Source organism: Pseudoxanthomonas sp. SGT-18 (assembly GCF_003931645.1).
Classification (GTDB): Bacteria; Pseudomonadota; Gammaproteobacteria; order Xanthomonadales; family Xanthomonadaceae; genus Pseudoxanthomonas.
In genome coordinates this window covers 261,196-278,246 of record NZ_RRYJ01000001.1, presented here as the reverse complement: position 1 = coordinate 278,246, position 17,051 = coordinate 261,196, and the positions used below count along the sequence as shown (strand labels likewise).

At 73.0% G+C, this 17,051-nt stretch carries 16 protein-coding genes; 6 read left to right on the top strand and 10 right to left on the bottom strand.

Going from position 1 to position 17,051, the window contains the following annotated elements; all coding sequences use genetic code 11:
* Positions 1-4 precede the first annotated feature (4 nt).
* From EIM47_RS01330 to EIM47_RS01310, 5 genes are all read right to left on the bottom strand, one after another.
* Positions 5-1,330, bottom strand: a complete 1,326-nt coding sequence (locus EIM47_RS01330) for an O-antigen ligase family protein (protein ID WP_125075854.1) — start codon at positions 1,328-1,330, stop codon at positions 5-7.
* The gene (locus EIM47_RS01325) at positions 1,311-2,423 is read right to left on the bottom strand and encodes a glycosyltransferase (RefSeq protein ID WP_125075853.1); all 1,113 of its coding nucleotides are present in this window, start codon (positions 2,421-2,423) and stop codon (positions 1,311-1,313) included. The genes EIM47_RS01330 and EIM47_RS01325 overlap by 20 nt, the downstream gene beginning before the upstream one ends.
* A 28-nt stretch (positions 2,424-2,451) precedes the next feature.
* On the bottom strand, positions 2,452-2,649 hold the full coding sequence (locus EIM47_RS01320) for a zinc-finger domain-containing protein (RefSeq protein ID WP_019399647.1): 198 nt from the start codon (positions 2,647-2,649) through the stop codon (positions 2,452-2,454).
* A gap of 108 nt (positions 2,650-2,757) precedes the next feature.
* Positions 2,758-3,447 carry a YceI family protein gene (locus EIM47_RS01315; RefSeq protein ID WP_232207938.1) on the bottom strand — a complete coding sequence of 230 codons (690 nt, stop codon included), beginning with the start codon at positions 3,445-3,447 and terminating at the stop codon, positions 2,758-2,760.
* Positions 3,380-3,967, bottom strand: a complete 588-nt coding sequence (locus EIM47_RS01310) for a malonic semialdehyde reductase (protein WP_026010733.1) — start codon at positions 3,965-3,967, stop codon at positions 3,380-3,382. The genes EIM47_RS01315 and EIM47_RS01310 overlap by 68 nt, the downstream gene beginning before the upstream one ends.
* Before the next feature lie 109 nt (positions 3,968-4,076).
* Between EIM47_RS01310 and EIM47_RS01305 the strand changes: the two genes are divergently transcribed.
* Positions 4,077-5,045: a mitochondrial fission ELM1 family protein gene (locus EIM47_RS01305; RefSeq protein WP_125075852.1), complete on the top strand. Its 969-nt coding sequence runs from the start codon at positions 4,077-4,079 to the stop codon at positions 5,043-5,045.
* Here the strand turns inward: EIM47_RS01305 and glnE are convergent.
* From glnE to groES, 5 genes are all read right to left on the bottom strand, one after another.
* Positions 5,042-7,879, bottom strand: a complete 2,838-nt coding sequence (gene glnE, locus EIM47_RS01300) for a bifunctional [glutamate--ammonia ligase]-adenylyl-L-tyrosine phosphorylase/[glutamate--ammonia-ligase] adenylyltransferase (protein WP_125075851.1) — start codon at positions 7,877-7,879, stop codon at positions 5,042-5,044. The two genes, EIM47_RS01305 and glnE, sit on opposite strands and share 4 nt — an antisense overlap.
* 380 nt (positions 7,880-8,259) lie before the next feature.
* Positions 8,260-9,336 (bottom strand): 3-deoxy-7-phosphoheptulonate synthase, encoded by a 1,077-nt coding sequence (locus EIM47_RS01295; RefSeq protein ID WP_125075850.1) that lies wholly within the window; start codon positions 9,334-9,336, stop codon positions 8,260-8,262.
* Positions 9,337-9,689: 353 nt separating this feature from the next.
* On the bottom strand, positions 9,690-10,358 hold the full coding sequence (locus EIM47_RS01290; RefSeq protein WP_028914546.1) for a hypothetical protein: 669 nt from the start codon (positions 10,356-10,358) through the stop codon (positions 9,690-9,692).
* 196 nt (positions 10,359-10,554) lie between these two features.
* The gene (gene groL / locus EIM47_RS01285) at positions 10,555-12,189 is read right to left on the bottom strand and encodes a chaperonin GroEL (protein WP_019399950.1); all 1,635 of its coding nucleotides are present in this window, start codon (positions 12,187-12,189) and stop codon (positions 10,555-10,557) included.
* Positions 12,190-12,252: 63 nt separating this feature from the next.
* Entirely contained in the window at positions 12,253-12,543 is a 291-nt protein-coding gene (groES, locus tag EIM47_RS01280; RefSeq protein WP_019399951.1) for a co-chaperone GroES, read from the bottom strand.
* Between the two features lie 223 nt (positions 12,544-12,766).
* Between groES and cutA the strand changes: the two genes are divergently transcribed.
* The 5 genes from cutA (at position 12,767) to accB (ending at position 17,046) form a co-directional block, all read left to right on the top strand.
* Positions 12,767-13,084 carry a divalent-cation tolerance protein CutA gene (gene cutA, locus EIM47_RS01275; protein WP_125075849.1) on the top strand — a complete coding sequence of 106 codons (318 nt, stop codon included), beginning with the start codon at positions 12,767-12,769 and terminating at the stop codon, positions 13,082-13,084.
* A gap of 22 nt (positions 13,085-13,106) precedes the next feature.
* Complete coding sequence (locus EIM47_RS01270) at positions 13,107-15,395, top strand: protein-disulfide reductase DsbD (protein WP_276312172.1); 2,289 nt, start codon at positions 13,107-13,109, stop codon at positions 15,393-15,395.
* Complete coding sequence (locus tag EIM47_RS01265) at positions 15,392-15,961, top strand: TlpA disulfide reductase family protein (protein ID WP_019398821.1); 570 nt, start codon at positions 15,392-15,394, stop codon at positions 15,959-15,961. The genes EIM47_RS01270 and EIM47_RS01265 overlap by 4 nt, the downstream gene beginning before the upstream one ends.
* Before the next feature lie 104 nt (positions 15,962-16,065).
* Positions 16,066-16,506: a type II 3-dehydroquinate dehydratase gene (gene aroQ / locus EIM47_RS01260; protein WP_019398820.1), complete on the top strand. Its 441-nt coding sequence runs from the start codon at positions 16,066-16,068 to the stop codon at positions 16,504-16,506.
* A gap of 54 nt (positions 16,507-16,560) precedes the next feature.
* A complete protein-coding gene (gene accB / locus EIM47_RS01255; protein ID WP_019398819.1) occupies positions 16,561-17,046 on the top strand; it encodes an acetyl-CoA carboxylase biotin carboxyl carrier protein in 486 nt (161 codons plus the stop codon).
* Positions 17,047-17,051 lie beyond the last annotated feature (5 nt).

Sequence of the window (17,051 nt, the reverse complement as noted above, 5' to 3'; positions counted from 1 at the left end):
GAGCTCAGGCGCGCGCCGCCGGCGCGTCGCCGCGGGCATGCAGCAGCCCGGCGTAGAGCCCGGCCAGCAGCATCAGCACCCCGCCCCAGAAGGTGGAATAGAACGCCAGGTGGGTGTTGAGCGGGAACACGGTCGCCGCCAGCGCCAGCAATGCCGGGGCCGCGCGCCGGCGCGCCGCGGGCCCGGCGCGGCGCCAGCCGCGCCACGCCGCCCAGGCCCCGCCCAGCCAGGCCAGCAGGCCCAGCACGCCGGTCTCGCTCAGCAGTTCCAGCACCAGCTGGTGCGCGTGCAGCGCCTCGCCGCCGCCCCACAGGGTCTCCTGCGCCGGCGCCGGATCGCAGCCTGCCCAGGCCCGGCGGAAGCCGCGCACGCCCACGCCGTTCAGCGGATGCTCGCGTGCCATGCATAGCGCGCCCCGCCAGATCCGCCCACGTCCGGACAAGGCGCCGTCGATCCCGCCGGCATCGGCCTGCAGCGCCAGCGCGGTGCGCGCCACCCGCTGCTGCAGCGGCGGCGAGGCCAGGTACAGCGCCACCAGCGCCAGCAGCGCGGCAGCTCCGAAGCCGGCCAGCCGCGCCGGCCCCAGCACCCGCCAGCCCGTGGCCAGCAATACCAGCGCCAACGTCAGCCAGGCCGCACGCGCGCCGCCGAGGACGACGGCCAGGCCCAGCACCGCCGCGGCCAGGCACCAGCCCCACGCCCGCCCGCGCGCCGCCGCCGGGGCGAGGACGAATGGCGCCAGGCTGGCCAGCACCAGGCCCAGCTTGGGATTGCAGTCACCAAACACGCCGTTGACCCGGTCCCAGGCCTGCACCTCGGCAACCGGACACAGCGGCCCGCCGCCGGCCAGCGCCTTCAGCGCGTCCAGGGCGAGGAACAGCGGACTGGCCCCGGCCAGCGCCTGCAGCAGCGCATCGACGCTCCAGGCCAGCGCCAGCAGCGCCAGCCCACCCAGCACCACCCCGCGCTCGCGCGGTTCGCGCACGGCAATGGCGACGCCCCACAGCAGCGGCAGGTAGCGCAGGTCGGCCAGGGTTTCCTTCCAGGCCCGGGCCCGGTCCAGCGCGTCCGCGGCCGACAGCAGCTCCGGCAGCCAGTAGGCGCCGAACAGCAGGCCCGCCAGCACGAACGCGCCGCGCTGCAGCGGCAACGGCCGGCGCCGCAGCGCGCACCAGGCCAGCTGCACGGCCACCACCAGCGCCCCCAGCGACAGCACCGCCTCGGCCGGCCCCGGTAGCGGCCACAGCGCCACCGCCAGCAGCACCCAGGCCGGCGTCCAGGCGAACGCGCGGCCAGGCGCGGGAGCGTGCTCAGCCGGCCAGTTCCGCATACAGGTCCAGGGTGGCCTGCTGCATGGCCTGCAGGGGGAAGGGGACGGCCACCGGCGCGGGCGGCTCGCGCAACAGCCGGGCTGCGGCCGCGGCCAGCGCATCGCTGTCGAACGGCGGCACCGCGCCGGCCGGCTGCAGCGCCTGCAGCAGTTCGCCCACCCCGCCATGGGCCCAGCCCAGCACCGGGCGGCCCACCGCCAGCGCTTCCACCACGGTACGGCCGAAGGCCTCGGGCTTGCGCGACAGCTGCAGCACCAGGTCGCTGGCCGCGTACGCGGTGGCAATGGCCGCGGTGGGTGCGGTGAACAGCACCGCATCGGCCACGCCCAGCTGCGCGGCCAAGGCCTCCAGTTCGGCGATATAGGCCTCGCGCCCGGGTTCGCGCGCGCCCGGCAGCCACAGCCGTGCCTGCGGCTGGCCACCGGCACGCAGGGCGGCCAGCAGCCGCAGGGCGTCGGCATGGCCCTTCAGGCGCGTGCCGCGCCCGGGCAGCAGCAGCAAGGGGGCGGCCCCGGCCAGGGCCGGGTGCTCCGCCGCCACCGCGGCGCGGGCAGCGGGATCGGGCAAGGGCCGCGGCGGAAACTGCGCCGGATCGACGCCGCGCTCGATCACCCGCAGCCGGCCCGGATCGGTGTCCGGGTAATGCCGCAGCACGTAGTCGCGCACCGTGCGCGAGACGCAGACCACGCGCTCGCCGCTGGCCATGACCGCGCTGTAGCGCCCGGGCGAATTGAGTCCGTGCACGGTGGTGACCCAGTGCGGGCGGCGCGCGGCCGGTAGTCCGGCCAGGGCCATCCGTCCCAGCCAGGCCGGCAGGCGCGAGCGCGCGTGGACGATGTCCACGCCCTGGTCCAGGAACAACCGGCGCAGGGCCGGGACATGGCGCAGCACGGCCGGCGACTTGCGGCCGATAGCCAGTTCGACGTGCTCTGCCCCGCCGGCGCGCAGCTGCGGCACCAGGCGGCCGCCGGCGGAGACGACGATGGCGCGGTGGCCGCCGGCGGCCAGGGCCGCGGCGATCTCGAGGGTGGAACGTTCGACGCCGCCGGATTCCAGCGCCGGCAGCAGCTGGACCACGGTCAGGCGGCGCATCGGCGGCGTGGCCGGGATGCGGCGGGCGTCAGTCGACCAGCTGGTAGACGGCCGAGCAGTACGGGCACTTGGCCTCGCCGTTCGGCTCGTCCTGGATCGGCAGGTACACGCGCGGGTGCGAGTTCCACAGCGCCATTTCCGGCGTCGGGCAGCTCAGCGGCAGGTCCGCGCGGTGCACGGTGTAACGCTTCTCGGCATTGGCGGGCGCGGCGGCGGTGGTGTTCATGGCGTGTAGCTCGGATCGGCAGGAAGCGCGTGGATTCTACCAGCGCGCGGGCCACCGCGGCCCGGGTCGCGGCGGTGCCGGCCCGCGCGGGGCCGGCACCGGCGGGCCTCACTTGGCCTTGGCGTGGGCCTCGGTGGTGATGCGCAGGGTCACCTCGTCGCCGACGTTGGGCACGTAGGCGCCCACGCCGAACTCGCTGCGCAGGATGGTGGCGGTGGCGTCGAAGCCGATCGCCGGGGCCTTGAGCATCGGATGGTCGGCGGCCTTGTTGAAGGTCACGTCCAGCACCACCGGGCGGGTGATGTCCTTGATGGTCAGCTCGCCGGTGACCTTGAGCTTGCCCTCGCCGGCGGGCTCGACCTTGGTGCTCCTGAACTTCGCGGTCGGGTACTTCTCGGCGTCGAAGAAGTCGGCGCTGCGCAGGTGCTCGTTGAACTTGCTGCTGAAGGCCTCCAGGCCGGACAGCGGCAAGGTCACCTCCACGCTGGAGGCGGACACGTTGTCGGCGTCGTACACCAGGGTGCCCTGGACGTCGCCGAAGTTGGCGAACGGATGCGAGAAGCCGAAGTGGCTCCACTGCGCCAGCACGTTGGTGTGGGTCGGATCGAGGTTGTAGGTCACCGGGGCGGCGGAGGCAGCACCGGCGAAGGCGGCCAGGGCGACGGCGAGCAGGATCTTGCGCATGGTGGAACTCCTTGTGGTTTGCCGTGACGACTGCGGGGGCGACGCCTCAGACGATGCGCGCGGCTTCGTCGAAGGACAGTCGCGGGGAACGCGGGAACAGGCTGGCCGGGTCACCGTAGCCGAGGTTGACCAGGATTTCCGAGCGGATGTTGGTGCCGGCGAAGAACGCCTCGTCGACCTTGGCCGGGTCGAAGCCGGTCATCGGGCCGGCGTCCAGGCCCAGCGCGCGCGCGGCCAGGATCAGGTAGCCGGCCTGCAGCGACATGTTCAGCAGCGAGGGCTTGTCGCGGCCCTCGCGCGGGCCGTCGAACCAGGCCTTGGCGTCGGCGTGCGGGAACAGGTAGGGCAGCTTCTCGTGGAAATCCAGGTCGCGGCCGACGATCACCGTCACCGGCGCGGACATGGTCTTGGCATGGTTGCCCTCGGACAGCGCCGGGGCGAGCTTGGCCTTGGCCTCGGCCGATTTCACGAACACGAAGCGCGCCGGCGTGGTATTGGCTCCGGTCGGGCCCAGCTTCAGCAGGTCGTAGAGCCGGCGCAGGGTGTCGTCGCTTACTTCGCCGGTGAAGGCGTTGTAGGTGCGGGCGCTGCGGAACAGCTGGTCGAGGGCGGCTTCGTTCAACGGTTGGCTCATGGTTCTGGCTAAAGGGTCCGGTTGCGGCACGAGGCCACGGGTGGGCCGCAGTGTAGAGTGTTGCAGCAGCGGTTTACCAAATCCGGCCCGGAACGAATTGATGTCGCGCATGGAACGGAACGCGTCCACCACGGCCTGGCTGCTGACCGATGGCAACGCCGGCAACGTGCGCCAGGCCGAGGCCCTGGCCGGCGCCCTCGGCCTGGACTCGCCGCGCCTGCCGGAACTGGCGCCGCGCGCGCCCTGGCGCTGGCTGGCGCCGCGGCGCTTGCCCGGGGCGCGGCACGCGTTTGGTCCCGGGCTGGCGGCGGCCCTGGCGGGTCCGGCCCCGGCGCTGGCGATCGGCTGCGGCCGCCAGGGTGCGCTGGCCGGGCGCCTGGCGCGCGAGCGCGGCGCGCGTGCGGTGCAGATCCTCGATCCGCGCATCGACAGCCGCCACTGGGACCTGGTGGTGGTGCCGGAGCATGACCGCCTGCGCGGCACCAACGTCATCACCCTGCTGGGCAGCCTCAACCCGGTCGACGACGCCTGGCTGGAACGGGCGCGGCAGCAGTTCCGCGCGCTGTGCGCGCTGCCGCGTCCGCGCACCGCGCTGCTGCTGGGCGGCCCGACCCGGCATGCGCCTTGGTCGCTGGATTCGCTGGCGCAGGCGCTGGCGGCGCTGCGCGCGCAGGTGCGTGCGGAGGGTGGCAGCCTGCTGGCCACGGTCTCGCGGCGCACCCCGGCGGCCGCCTCCGCGCCGCTGCACGCGGCGATGCAGGGCGTGCCGGGCATGGCCTGGGACGGCGGCGGCGCCAACCCCTATCCGGGCCTGCTGGCCTGCGCCGACCGCATCGTCTGCACCCCGGACTCGGTGAACATGCTCTCCGAGGCCTGTGCCACCGACGCGCCGGTGTACGTGCTCGAACCGCAGCTGGCACGCGGGCGCCTGGCGGCCTTCCTGCGCGCACTGCAGGACCTGGGCCGGGTGCGCGCGCTTGCCGGCGGGCTGGAACCGTTCCCGGTGCAGCCGCTGCGCGAGACCGCGCGGGTCGCCGCCGAGGTGCGCCGGCGGCTGGGGCTGGAGGACGCGCCCTAGGAGGCGTCCGGCGCCGGGTCGAACACCAGTCCGTGCGCGGCGATCGCAGCGGCCACCTGCGCCCGCTGCGGATCCAGCGCGCCGTCGTCGGGAACCAGCCGCGGGCGCCGGTCCAGGGTGCAGCCCAGGCCCGCCTCCACCAGCGCCGCATGCGCCGCCAGCAGCGCCTGCACGGTGGCCTCCGCCAGCCGGCCGGCCGCGCCCAGCGCGGCCAGCAGCCGCGGCGTGTCGCGCGGCTCCAGCAGCGGCGGGCAGGTCGCGGCCTCGCGCAGCACCAGGTACTGCACCAGGAACTCCAGGTCGACCAGGCCGCCGGCGCCCTGCTTGAGGTCGAAGCGCGCCGCGTCGCTGCGGTCCAGCTCGGCGCGCATGCGCCGGCGCATGCCGGCCACGTCGGCGGCCAGCGCCGCCGGATCGCGCGGCCGCGCCAGGGTCTGGCGGCGGATGCGCTCGAAGTCCGCCCCCATCGAGGCATCGCCGGCGACCATGCGCGCGCGCACCAGGGCCTGGTGCTCCCAGGTCCAGGCGCGGTGCAGCTGGTATTCCGAATAGCTGGACAGCGAGGACACCAGCAGGCTCTTGCCGCCGTCCGGGCGCAGGCGCATGTCGGTCTCGTACAGGCGCCCGGCGCTGGTGACCGCGCCCAGCAGGCCCACCACCTTCTGCGCCAGGCGCGCGTACCAGCGCCCGGCCTCCAGCGGCCGCGCGCCGTCGGACAGGGCCTCCGGGTCGGCGTCGTAGAGGAACACCAGGTCCAGGTCCGAACCGAAGCCAAGCTCGCAGCCACCGAGGCTGCCGTAACCGACCACGGCGAAGCGCCCGCCGGGGATGCGGCCGTGCGCAGCGACCACCTCGCCCTCGGCCATGGCCAGCACCTGGGCCACCACCGCGTCGGCCAGCCAGGCCAGCTCGCGCACGCTGTCCGTGGCCGGCTGGCGCCGGTCCAGCGCGGCCAGGGCGATGCGGAAGCTCAGCGCCAGGCGCACCTCGTTGAGCGCGCGCAACGCCGCCTCCGGGTCGCCGTCGCCGCTGGCCACCGCCGCGGCGCAGGCGCGGTGCATTTCCGCCGCGTCCGGGATCGGCCCGGCCACGCGGATGTCCAGCAGCTCGTCCAGCAGCAGCGGATAGGCGGCGATGCGGTCGGCCAGCAGCGCGCTGCGCGCCAGCACGTCGACCAGCCGCGCCAGCGCGCTGGGCTGCTCGTCCAGCAGGGCCAGGTAGCTGGCGCGGCGCAGGATCGACTGCAGCAGGCCCAGCAGGCGCTTGAGCGCCGCATCCGGCTGCGCCGAGCGCGCGGCCGCACCCAGCAGCGCCGGCACCACCCGGTCCAGGCGCGCGCGCGCCGCGTCCGACAGCGCGCGCACGCCGTTGCCGCGGGCGAAGTCGCGCAGTGCCGCGTCGGCGCCGGCGGAATCGCCAAAACCGGCATCGGCCAGCACTCCGGCCTCGCCGGCCTGCGGCAGCGCGCGCCAGTAATCCTGCAGCGCGTCCGGCGCGGATTCGCGCCGGCGCGGCACCAGCAGCGCGTCGAACTCGGCCGACACCCGGGCGCGGCAGGCGGCCAGTTCCGCCGCCAGCGCCTCCCAGCCTGCGTGGCCCAGGGCCAGGGCGATGCGCTCGCGCGCTTCCGGATCCTCCGGCACCGAGTGGACCTGGGCATCGCCCAGCATCTGCACCCGGTTCTCCAGCCGACGCAGGAAGCGGTAGGCAGCGGCCAGCGCGGCGCCGTCCTGCGCGGCGATCTGCCCGCCCTCCACCAGCGCCTGCAGCGCCGGCAGCAGGCAGCGGCCGCGCAGCGCCGGTTCGCGCCCGCCGCGGATCAGCTGCAGCGACTGCACCAGGAACTCGATCTCGCGGATGCCACCGCGCCCGCGCTTGAGGTCGTCGGCCATGTCGCGGCGCTGCATCTCGGCCACGATCGCGGCCTTCATCGCGCGCAGGCCGTCCAGCGCGGTGAAATCGAGGTAGCGGCGGTAGACGAACGGGCGCAGGGTCTCCAGCCAGGCCTCGCCGGCGGCGGTATCGCCGGCCACTGCGCGCGCCTTGAGCCAGGCGTAGCGTTCCCAGTCGCGGCCCTCGCGCTGGAAGTACTGGTCCATGGCCGCGAACGACCACGCCACCCGCCCGGCGTTGCCGAACGGGCGCAGGCGCAGGTCGACGCGGTGGCAGAAGCCGTCGGCGGTGACCTCGTCCAGCAGCTTGGCCAGGCGCTGGCCCAGGCGCGCGAAGTATTCCTCGGCTTCCAGCGCGCGGCGGCCGTCGGATTCGCCCTCGTGGGCGTAGGCGTAGACCAGGTCGATGTCGGAGGAGAAGTTCAGCTCGCCGCCGCCGAGCTTGCCCAGGCCGAACACCACCAGCCGCTGCGGCCGGCCGGCCGGATCGCGGACCACGCCATGGCGCTGCGCGAACTCCTGCTCCAGCGCCTCCAGGGCCAGCGCCAGGCATTGCTCGGCCAGCCGCGTGCTGCCAGCCAGGGTGGCGTCGACGTCGTCCAGGCCCAGCACGTCGCGCCATACCAGGCGGGTGGAGGCGGCGGCGCGGAAGCGGCGCAGCTGGCCGGGCCAGTCGTGCGGCTGCAGCGGGTCCAGCACCGGCGGCGGCAGCGGCGCCGGATCGTCCGCGGCCAGGTGGGCCAGCAGCGCCGGCTGCCGGCGCAGGGTCTCGATCGCGAAGTCGCTGCCCAGGGCCACCCGCGCGACGCGGTCGCACAGCCCGGGGTCCTGCAGCAGCGCGGCATGCTCGGCCGAGGCGGCACGCAGGGTGGAAAGGGCGCGTTCGGCGTGGAGCCTGCGGAGTTCATCCGCGGCGGGGACGGGAGGCGTGGGCGTGCTCATCGCCCGGATTGTGGCATGCGCCCGGCGCGCGCCCGGGCCGGGCAGGCATAAAAAAAGCCCGCTTGCAGCGTACTGCCAGCGGGCCTGCTCCCTCCCCCACGTCGGGATGCGGGGCCATCGTGAAGAGCGCCCGAAGGCTTTGCACGCTGCGCTGCAAAACAGCGCCCGCCGGTTCATCAACGTGGATTTCCGGGCATTTTTGCTGAATACGGATATTCACCGAAGTGATACCGGTATCACATGAACCGGCATGGATCCCGGGCAGGACCCGCGGGCACCTTTCCGGTGCCGCCGCGGGCACCTGCGGGGGCCATCAGCCTGAACGGACTGCGCAAAAACGCCCCGGGCGCGGTGCGCGGCCGGGCGTCCGGGGGGCGGACTCAGGCGGCCTGGTGCGCGGCCGGCAGGGCGCGGCGTCGGCGCACGGCCTGCGCCAGCCGCTCCAGCACCGCGGCCGAGGCCTCCCAGCCAAGGCAGCCGTCGGTGATGCTCTGCCCGTAGGCCAGGGCACGCCCGGCCACCGGGTCCTGGCGCCCGCCGACCAGGTGGCTTTCCACCATCACCCCGATGATCCGGCGCTCGCCGCCCTCCAGCTGCGCGGCGATGTCCTCCACCACCGCGGGCTGGCGCTCCGGGTTCTTGCCGGAGTTGGCGTGGCTGGCATCGATCATGATCCGCGGCGCCAGGCCCGAGCGTTCCAGCACCTCGCTGGCGGCCTGCACGCTGGCGGCGTCGTAGTTGGGCGTCTTGCCGCCGCGCAGGATCACGTGGCAGTCCGGATTGCCGGCGGTGGCGGCGATGGCCGAGCGCCCGTCCTTGGTCACGGCCAGGAAATGGTGCGGATGCGCCGCCGCCATCACCGCGTCGGCGGCGATGCGCACGTTGCCGTCGGTGCCGTTCTTGAAGCCCACCGGGCAGGACAGGCCAGAGGCCATCTCGCGGTGGATCTGGCTCTCGGTGGTGCGCGCGCCGATCGCGCCCCAGGCCACCAGGTCGGCGATGTACTGCGGCGAGATCGTGTCCAGGTACTCGCAACCGGCCGGCAGGCCCAGGTGGTTGATGTCGCGCAGCAGGCCGCGGGCGATGCGCAGGCCCTTGTTGATGCGGAAGCTGCCGTCCAGGTCCGGGTCGTTGATCAGGCCCTTCCAGCCGACGGTGGTGCGCGGTTTCTCGAAGTACACGCGCATCACGATCTCCAGCGCGTCGCCGAGGCTGTCGCGCAGCGGGCGCAGGCGCCGGGCGTATTCCATCGCCGCGTGCGGGTCGTGGATCGAGCACGGGCCGATCACCACCGCCAGCCGGTCGTCGCGGCCGTGCAGGATCGCCGACAGCGCGCGGCGCGCATCGGCCACCGTCTGCGAGGCCTGCTCGTCGCAGGGAATCTGGGCCAGCAGCTCGGCCGGGGGAGTCAGCGGTTCGAGGCTGCGGATGCGGAGGTCGTCGGTATGCGGGGCCATGGCGTTTCCATCTCTTGGTGTGGGGCCTGCCCAGCGTGGCGGCATGAAAAAAGCCGCCAGGTTCGCTGGCGGCTTTCGGGAATGCGTCTGAAGCTTTCTTCAGGGTGAGCGCAATCCTTCCTCCGCCAGCGGCTTCGGAAAGTAGTACCAAAAGTAAAAGCTGGCACGGGTTGCGGTCATGGGCCGTATTGATAGCACGCGGTCTTGTGCGCTGCCACAGTTTCATCCGCAACCCGCGCGTCCGCGGCGTGGATGCGGTCACGGAACGCAAAAAAAGAAGGCCGCCGCGAAGAGCGGCGGCCTTGCCAGGCCCGCGCAACGGCGCGGGACGGCGGATCAGGGAATCCGCAGGATCAGAAGCGGTACACCAGGCCGGCGCCCAGCACCGGGTACAGGCTCAGGTCGACGCTGTCCTCCAGGTCGCGGCGCTCGGCTTCCAGGTCGGCGGCGAACTGGGGGTCGCCGGCCAGGCCGGTGGCGACCAGCTCGACCGAGGTCTTGGCCGCGACCACGCCCAGCTCGGCGTAGAAGCCCAGCCCCGAGCCGCCGCGCGAGCGGTAGCCGATGCCGGCGTACGGGGCGACCTTGTCCTTCAGCTCGACGCGGCCCTGCAGGCTGCCCACGTCCTCGGCCGAGTACTCGGTGCCGTTGAACTCGTAGACGCCGCCGGCGCGCGGAGTGCCGGTCACCGCGGCCTTGATGTCGCCGACCACGGCGCCGACCGACAGCTGCAGGCCACCGGCGAACGGATGCCAGTTCAGCAGCACGCGGGCGTTGTCGGACTTCAGCTCGCCGTCGTAGCGCACCTCGTCGGTGGTCTCGTCGCCGTCGAACTGGAAGGTGCTGTAGCCGACGGTGGCGGAGAAGCGCTTGCTGAGGCTGGCGTTGACGTCCACGCCGTAGCCGAGGGTGGACACGCCGGCGCCGACGCTGACGTCCTCGAACGGGGCGGCGATGGCGGCGGGCGCGAGCAGCGCGGCCGGCAGGGCGAGGGCCAGGGCGGCGAGTTTGTTCTTGGTCATGGGGATTCCGTTGGGTGGGTTGGGACGCGGGGTCCTGGGTGGATAGCGACCGCCACCGCGCGCGTATTAATCCCGCCTTGGTCGCGGCGTGCCCGCGGCGCGCACCCGGTCACGGAATCCGCCATGCGCGCAAAGGAAAGGCCCCGCCTTGCGGCGGGGCCTTCCGGTACTGCGTGGACCGGCCTTGGGGCCTGGATCAGAAGTCCATGCCGCCCATGCCGCCCATGCCGCCCGCGGCCGCCGGCTCTTCCTTCTTCGGCAGCTCGGCCACCATGGCCTCGGTGGTGATCATCAGGCCGGCGATCGACGCCGCGTTCTGCAGCGCGGTGCGGGTGACCTTGGTCGGGTCCAGGATGCCGAACTCGAACATGTCGCCGAACTGGCCGGTGGCGGCGTTGTAGCCGAAGTTGCCATCGCCGTCCTTGACCTTGTTGACGATGACCGACGGCTCCTCGCCGGCGTTGGTCACGATCTCGCGCAGCGGGGCCTCCATCGCGCGCAGGGCGATCTGGATGCCGTGGTTCTGGTCCTCGTTGGCGCCCTTCAGGGCCTCGACCGCCTTCTTGGCGCGGATCAGGGCGACGCCGCCGCCCGGCACCACGCCTTCCTCGACGGCCGCACGGGTGGCGTGCAGGGCGTCTTCGACGCGGGCCTTCTTCTCCTTCATCTCGACCTCGGTGGCGGCACCGACCTTGATCACGGCCACGCCGCCGGCGAGCTTGGCCACGCGCTCCTGCAGCTTCTCGCGGTCGTAGTCCGAGGAGGTCTCCTCGATCTGGGCCTTGATCTGCTTGATGCGGGCCTCGATGGCGGAGGTGTCGCCGGCGCCGTCGATGATGGTGGTGTTCTCCTTGGAGACCTGCACCTTCTTGGCGCGGCCCAGGTCCTTGATGGTGGCCTTCTCCAGCTGCAGGCCGACTTCCTCGGAGATCACGGTGCCGCCGGTCAGGACGGCCATGTCCTCCAGCATCGCCTTGCGGCGGTCGCCGAAGCCCGGGGCCTTGACGGCGACGACCTTGACGATGCCGCGGATGGTGTTGACCACCAGGGTCGCCAGGGCTTCGCCCTCGACTTCCTCGGCCACGATCAGCAGCGGCTTGCCGGCCTTGGCCACGCCCTCGAGGATCGGCAGCAGGTCGCGCACCGACGAGATCTTCTTGTCGTGCAGCAGGATGAACGGATCATCCAGGTCGGCGGTCTGCGACTGCTGGTTGTTGATGAAGTACGGCGACAGGTAGCCGCGGTCGAACTGCATGCCCTCGACCACGTCCAGCTCGTTCTCCAGGCCCGAGCCTTCCTCGACGGTGATCACGCCTTCCTTGCCGACCTTCTTCATCGCCTCGGCGATGATGTTGCCGATCGACTCGTCGCTGTTGGCCGAAATGGTGCCGACCTGGGCAATGGCCTTGTCGTCGGCGGTCGGCTTGGACAGCTTCTTCAGCTCCTCGACGGCGGCCTTGACGGCCTGGTCGATGCCGCGCTTGAGGTCCATCGGGTTCATGCCGGCGGCCACGGCCTTGGAGCCCTCGCGGATGAAGGCCTGGGCCAGCACGGTGGCGGTGGTGGTGCCGTCACCGGCGTTGTCCGAGGTCTTGGAAGCGACTTCCTTGACCATCTGCGCGCCCATGTTCTCGAACTTGTCGGCCAGCTCGATCTCCTTGGCGACGGACACGCCGTCCTTGGTGATCGTCGGGGCGCCGAAGCTCTTCTCGAGCACGACGTTGCGGCCCTTCGGGCCCAGGGTCGCCTTGACGGCGTTGGCGAGGATGTTCACGCCGCGCACCATGCGCGAGCGGGCGTCTTCACCGAAACGGATTTCCTTCGCAGCCATTTTGAAAAACTCCGTGATTCTTTAAGCGTTGAGTGGATCGAAGCGCAGGAACCGCGGCGGGACTCAGCCCAGCACCGCGAAGATGTCGTCTTCCTTCACCACCAGGTACTCGGTGCCGTCCAGCTTGACCTCGGTGCCGGCGTACTTGCCGAACAGCACCTGGTCGCCGACCTTGACCTTGGGGGCGCGCACGCTGCCGTTGTCGAGCACCTTGCCCTCGCCCACGGCGATGACCGTGCCCTTGATCGGCTTCTCGGCAGCCGAATCCGGGATCACGATGCCACCGGCGGAGACCTTCTCCTCCTCGGTGCGCTTGATCACGACGCGGTCGTACAGCGGCTTGATGTTGCTCATTTCAATCCCTCACAAGTGATTGACTGGGTTGGAAAAAGGGCGGCGAGTCTAGCACTCGCCCCTGGCGAGTGCCAGCGCCCGCGACGGCAGGAAAACCCCCGACGGGCCGAGGGCATGGGCCCCATGTGGGGCGCCGGCGGAGGCCTTTCAAGGGGCCGGCCGGGTTTTTCTTCCGGGCCCCGGGTCCGGGCCCCGGGGCCGCGGCCGGCTACACTCTGCGCCCATGGACGTGCACCTGGTGTTTTGCAGCTGCCCCGACCCGGACACCGCCTCCACCCTGGCCAGGACCCTGGTGGAGGAGCGGCTGGCCGCGTGCGCCAGCGTGCTGCCGGGGATGCACTCGGTATACCGCTGGCAGGGCGCGGTGGAGTCGGCCGACGAGGTGCTGCTGCTGGCCAAGGCCCCGGCCGACCGCCTGCCGGACCTGATCGGGCGGCTGCAGGCGCTGCATCCCTATGAACTCCCCGAGGTGCTCGCGGTCCAGGCCACGGCCGGGCTGCCCGCCTACCTCGGATGGGTGGTCGAGGCCACCCGCGACTGACGAACGGAAGACGAAGACACGCATGACCCCGCACCGCCCCCTGCCGGCCCGGCACCTGCCCGGCCTGCTCCTGATGCTGCTGGCCTGGCTGGCGGTCCTCGCCCCCGTCCAGGCCGCGGTCGACGCCAAGGACCTGCTGCCGGTGGACGAAGCCTTCGTCCTGACCGCGACCGCGCCCGAACCGGGGCGGATCGAGATCCACTGGAAGATCGCCGAGGGCTACTACCTCTACCGCCACCGCACCGCGGTCAGCGCCAGCGGCGACTTCGTCGGCGGCAACCTGCGGCTGCCGGCCGGCGAGCGCCACGTCGACGAGTTCTTCGGTCCGGTGGAAACCTACCGCGGCGGGCTGGTGGCGATCCTCGACGGCCAGCCCACCGGCGCCGGCGCCCGCGCCGAGCTGCAGATCCGCTACCAGGGCTGCGCCGACATCGGCATCTGCTATCCGCCGCAGACCCGCCGGGTGCAGGTGCGCCTGCCCGGCACCAGCACCGCCGCCAGCCGCCTGGCGGCGCTGCAGTCGGCCAACGCCGGGCGCGACCGCCTCGCGACGGCGCTGGGCGGCGTCCGCCCGGCCCTGCCGGAGGCGCAGGCCTTCGCGGTGGACGCCATCGCCGACGGCGGCAACCGCATCCGCGTGCGCCTGCAGCCGGTGGCCGGCTACTACATCTACCGCGACACCACCCGGTTCGTGCTGGAGGACGCGCCGGGCCTGTCCGCCGGCCGCCCGCAGTGGCCGCCGGGAACCGCGCACCGCGACGAGCACTTCGGCGAGGTGACGGTGTACTTCGAACCGGCGGAGGTCGTGCTGCCGGTGGTCCGCACCCGGCCGCACCCGGCGCGCGCCACCCTGGTGGTGACCTTCCAGGGCTGCCAGGAAGGCGGCATCTGCTACCCGCCGATGACCCGGCGCGTGGCCGTGGACCTGCCCACCGGAGAGGTGACGACGGCGGCGGCGGTGGGCGCCGCGCCGCTGCCCCCGGCCCCGGCCGCAGACGCCGGCGAGGTGGCGCCTGCGGAGCTGCCGGCCCCGCCGGAAGCGGCACCGGATGCCTCGGCCGGCAACGCCGCGCGCACCGCGGCGCCGCCAGCGGCCGCGGGCAACGGCAAGCGCGGCCTGGTCGGCGCCCTGCTGCTGGCCCTGCTGGGCGGCTTGGTGCTGAACCTGATGCCATGCGTGCTCCCGGTGCTCTCGCTCAAGGCCCTGGGCCTGGCCCAGAGCGGGGAGAGCCGCGAGCGCGCCCGCGCCCACGCGCTGTGGTACACGGCGGGCGTGCTGGTGGCGTTCGCCGCCGTCGGCGCCCTGGTGGTGGGCCTGCGCGCCGCCGGCCAGGCCGCCGGCTGGGGCTTCCAGCTGCAGCAGCCATGGTTCGTGGCCGCGCTGGCCTACCTGATGTTCGCGGTCGGCCTGAGCCTGTCGGGCGTGTACACCCTGGGCACCGGGGTCGGCGGCGGCCTGGCCGCCGCGCGCAACGGACCGGCCGGCGACTTCCTCACCGGGGTGCTGGCCTGCGTGGTCGCCAGCCCCTGCATTGCCCCGTTCATGGGCCCCGCCCTGGCCTACGCCTTCGCCGCGCCGGCCGCGGCCGGGATGCTGGTGTTCCTGGTACTGGGCCTGGGCCTGGCGCTGCCGTTCCTGCTGGTCGGCTTCGTGCCGGCACTGGCACGGCGGCTGCCGCAACCGGGGCCGTGGATGGAGACGGTCAAGCAGCTGCTGGCCTATCCGATGTACCTGACCGCGGTGTGGCTGCTGTGGATCCTCGGCCGCCAGCGCGGGGTGGACGCGGTGGCGATGGTGCTGGCCGGCGCCGCGGTGCTGGCGCTGGCGCTGTGGTGGTTCGAGCGCAGCCGCTGGTGGGGCCGCCGTGGCGCCACCCTGGCCGCCCTGGTCCTGGTCGCGGTGGCGCTGGCGCCGGTGTGGGGCGTGACCCGCCTGCCGCCGGCCAGCGTGCGCGCCGCCGACAGCGACGCGGTGCCCTACTCGGCCGCCGAGCTGGACCGGTTGCGCGGCGAGAACCGGGTGGTATTCGTCAACATGACCGCCGACTGGTGCGTGACCTGCAAGGCCAACGAGCGCAACGTGCTGGCCCGCGACGGCTTCCGCGAACTGCTGGGCCGCACCGGGGCGGTCTACATGCGCGGCGACTGGACCAATACCGATCCGGCCATCAGCGCGTTCCTCGAGGCGCACAACGCGGTGGGCGTGCCGCTGTACGTGGTCTACGGACCCGGCGCACCGCCGGCGGTGCTGCCGCCGGTGCTGACCCCGGCGATCGTCGAGGACGCCCTGCTCAGGGCGGCGGCGCGGTGAGGCCCGGCCTGCGCCTGGTCCTGGCGGCAGCCTGCGCCGCCGCGCTGGGCCTGGGCGCGCGCGCCTGGTACGAGCAGCGCCGCCCGGACCTGCCGGCGCCGCTGCCGGTGCCCGAAGGGGTGCGCGCGGCCATGCCGGGGCAGCACCCCGACCCGATCCGCCTGCCCGACCTGGACGGCAACCTCGTCGAACTGGCCGCGATCGCGCCCGGCCGCCCGCTGCTGGTCAACGTCTGGGCCAGCTGGTGCGGGCCTTGCGTGGAGGAGATGCCGGAGCTGCAGCGCTTCGCTGCCGCCCAGGGCGCGGACGGTGTCCAGGTCGTGGGCCTGGCCCTGGACGAGGCGGAGGCGGTGCGCGCCTTCCTGCGCCAGGTCCCGGTGGACTACCCGATCCTGCTGGACCGCCCCGGTCCGGCCGACGCCAGCGTGCGGCTGGGCAATACCCGCGGCCTGCTGCCCTACACGGTGCTGCTGGATCGGCAGCGCCGGGTGCTGCGGCAGAAGCTGGGACCGTTCCAGCCCGGCGAGATCGCCGACTGGGCCGCGGCCGGCACCGGGCCGGACTGAGGCCGGCCTTCAAACGGTTACTTGAAACGCTTTCATCTTCGCCGAACTGGACAGTAAAGGCGCCTTCCTCCAGACTGCCGCCCTTTCCGGTTCCGCCCGCAACCATGGCAAAGCTGCTGGTCCTGCACGGCCCCAACCTCAACCTGCTCGGCACCCGCGAGCCGGAGGTCTACGGCCACGCAACCCTGGCCGACATCGACGCCGACCTGGCCCGCCGCGCCGCGGCCGCCGGGCACCAGCTCGAGTCGTTCCAGTCCAACGCCGAGCATGCGCTGGTGGACCGGGTCCAGGCCGCCCGCCAGGACGGCACGGCCTTCATCCTGATCAACCCCGCCGCCTTCACCCATACCTCCGTCGCCCTGCGCGACGCCCTGGCGGCGGTGGCGATCCCGTTCATCGAGATCCACCTGTCCAACCCGCACGCCCGCGAACCGTTCCGCCAGCACAGCTACTTCAGCGACAAGGCGGTCGGCGTGGTGTGCGGGTTCGGCGCCGACAGCTACCGCTACGCCCTGGATGCGGCGCTGGCGCGGCTGCCGGCCTGAGCCCCATCCCGTTGCAACGCGTCCGCGCCGCGGACGCCCCACACAGAGGCCACCATGGACCTGCGCAAGATCAAGAAACTCATCGACCTGCTGGAAGAATCCAACCTCGCCGAAATCGAGATCAAGGAAGGCGAGGAAAGCGTGCGCCTGTCGCGCATCCCGCAGGGCGTGGCGGTGGCCGCCCCGGCCGCCTCGCTGGAAGTGCGCTCGCCCGCCGCGGCCCCGGCCGCCGCGCCGATGCCGATGAGCTCCCCGGTCGAGGCCGCCACCGGCGGCACCCCCAAGCCGGGCAGCGACCTGCCGCCGGGCCAGGTCGTGCGCGCGCCGATGGTCGGCACCTTCTACGCCGCCCCGGCCCCGGACAAGCCGGCCTTCGTCACCGTCGGCCAGCAGGTCAAGGCCGGCGACACCCTCGGCATCATCGAGGCGATGAAGATGTTCAACCCGATCGAGGCCGACGTCTCCGGCACCGTGGTCGCCATCCTGTGCGAGAGCGGGCAGCCGGTGGAGTTCGACCAGCCGCTGTTCGTGATCGGCTAAACGCC

Coding starts and splice junctions, on each gene's coding strand:
- EIM47_RS01330 (WP_125075854.1), bottom strand. CDS start 1,330: ATGCGGAACTGGCCGGCTGAGCACGCTCCCGCGCCTGGCCGCGCGTTC.
- EIM47_RS01325 (WP_125075853.1), bottom strand. CDS start 2,423: ATGCGCCGCCTGACCGTGGTCCAGCTGCTGCCGGCGCTGGAATCCGGC.
- EIM47_RS01320 (WP_019399647.1), bottom strand. CDS start 2,649: ATGAACACCACCGCCGCCGCGCCCGCCAATGCCGAGAAGCGTTACACC.
- EIM47_RS01310 (WP_026010733.1), bottom strand. CDS start 3,967: ATGAGCCAACCGTTGAACGAAGCCGCCCTCGACCAGCTGTTCCGCAGC.
- EIM47_RS01305 (WP_125075852.1), top strand. CDS start 4,077: ATGGAACGGAACGCGTCCACCACGGCCTGGCTGCTGACCGATGGCAAC.
- glnE (WP_125075851.1), bottom strand. CDS start 7,879: ATGAGCACGCCCACGCCTCCCGTCCCCGCCGCGGATGAACTCCGCAGG.
- EIM47_RS01295 (WP_125075850.1), bottom strand. CDS start 9,336: ATGGCCCCGCATACCGACGACCTCCGCATCCGCAGCCTCGAACCGCTG.
- EIM47_RS01290 (WP_028914546.1), bottom strand. CDS start 10,358: ATGACCAAGAACAAACTCGCCGCCCTGGCCCTCGCCCTGCCGGCCGCG.
- groL (WP_019399950.1), bottom strand. CDS start 12,189: ATGGCTGCGAAGGAAATCCGTTTCGGTGAAGACGCCCGCTCGCGCATG.
- groES (WP_019399951.1), bottom strand. CDS start 12,543: ATGAGCAACATCAAGCCGCTGTACGACCGCGTCGTGATCAAGCGCACC.
- cutA (WP_125075849.1), top strand. CDS start 12,767: ATGGACGTGCACCTGGTGTTTTGCAGCTGCCCCGACCCGGACACCGCC.
- EIM47_RS01270 (WP_276312172.1), top strand. CDS start 13,107: ATGACCCCGCACCGCCCCCTGCCGGCCCGGCACCTGCCCGGCCTGCTC.
- aroQ (WP_019398820.1), top strand. CDS start 16,066: ATGGCAAAGCTGCTGGTCCTGCACGGCCCCAACCTCAACCTGCTCGGC.
- accB (WP_019398819.1), top strand. CDS start 16,561: ATGGACCTGCGCAAGATCAAGAAACTCATCGACCTGCTGGAAGAATCC.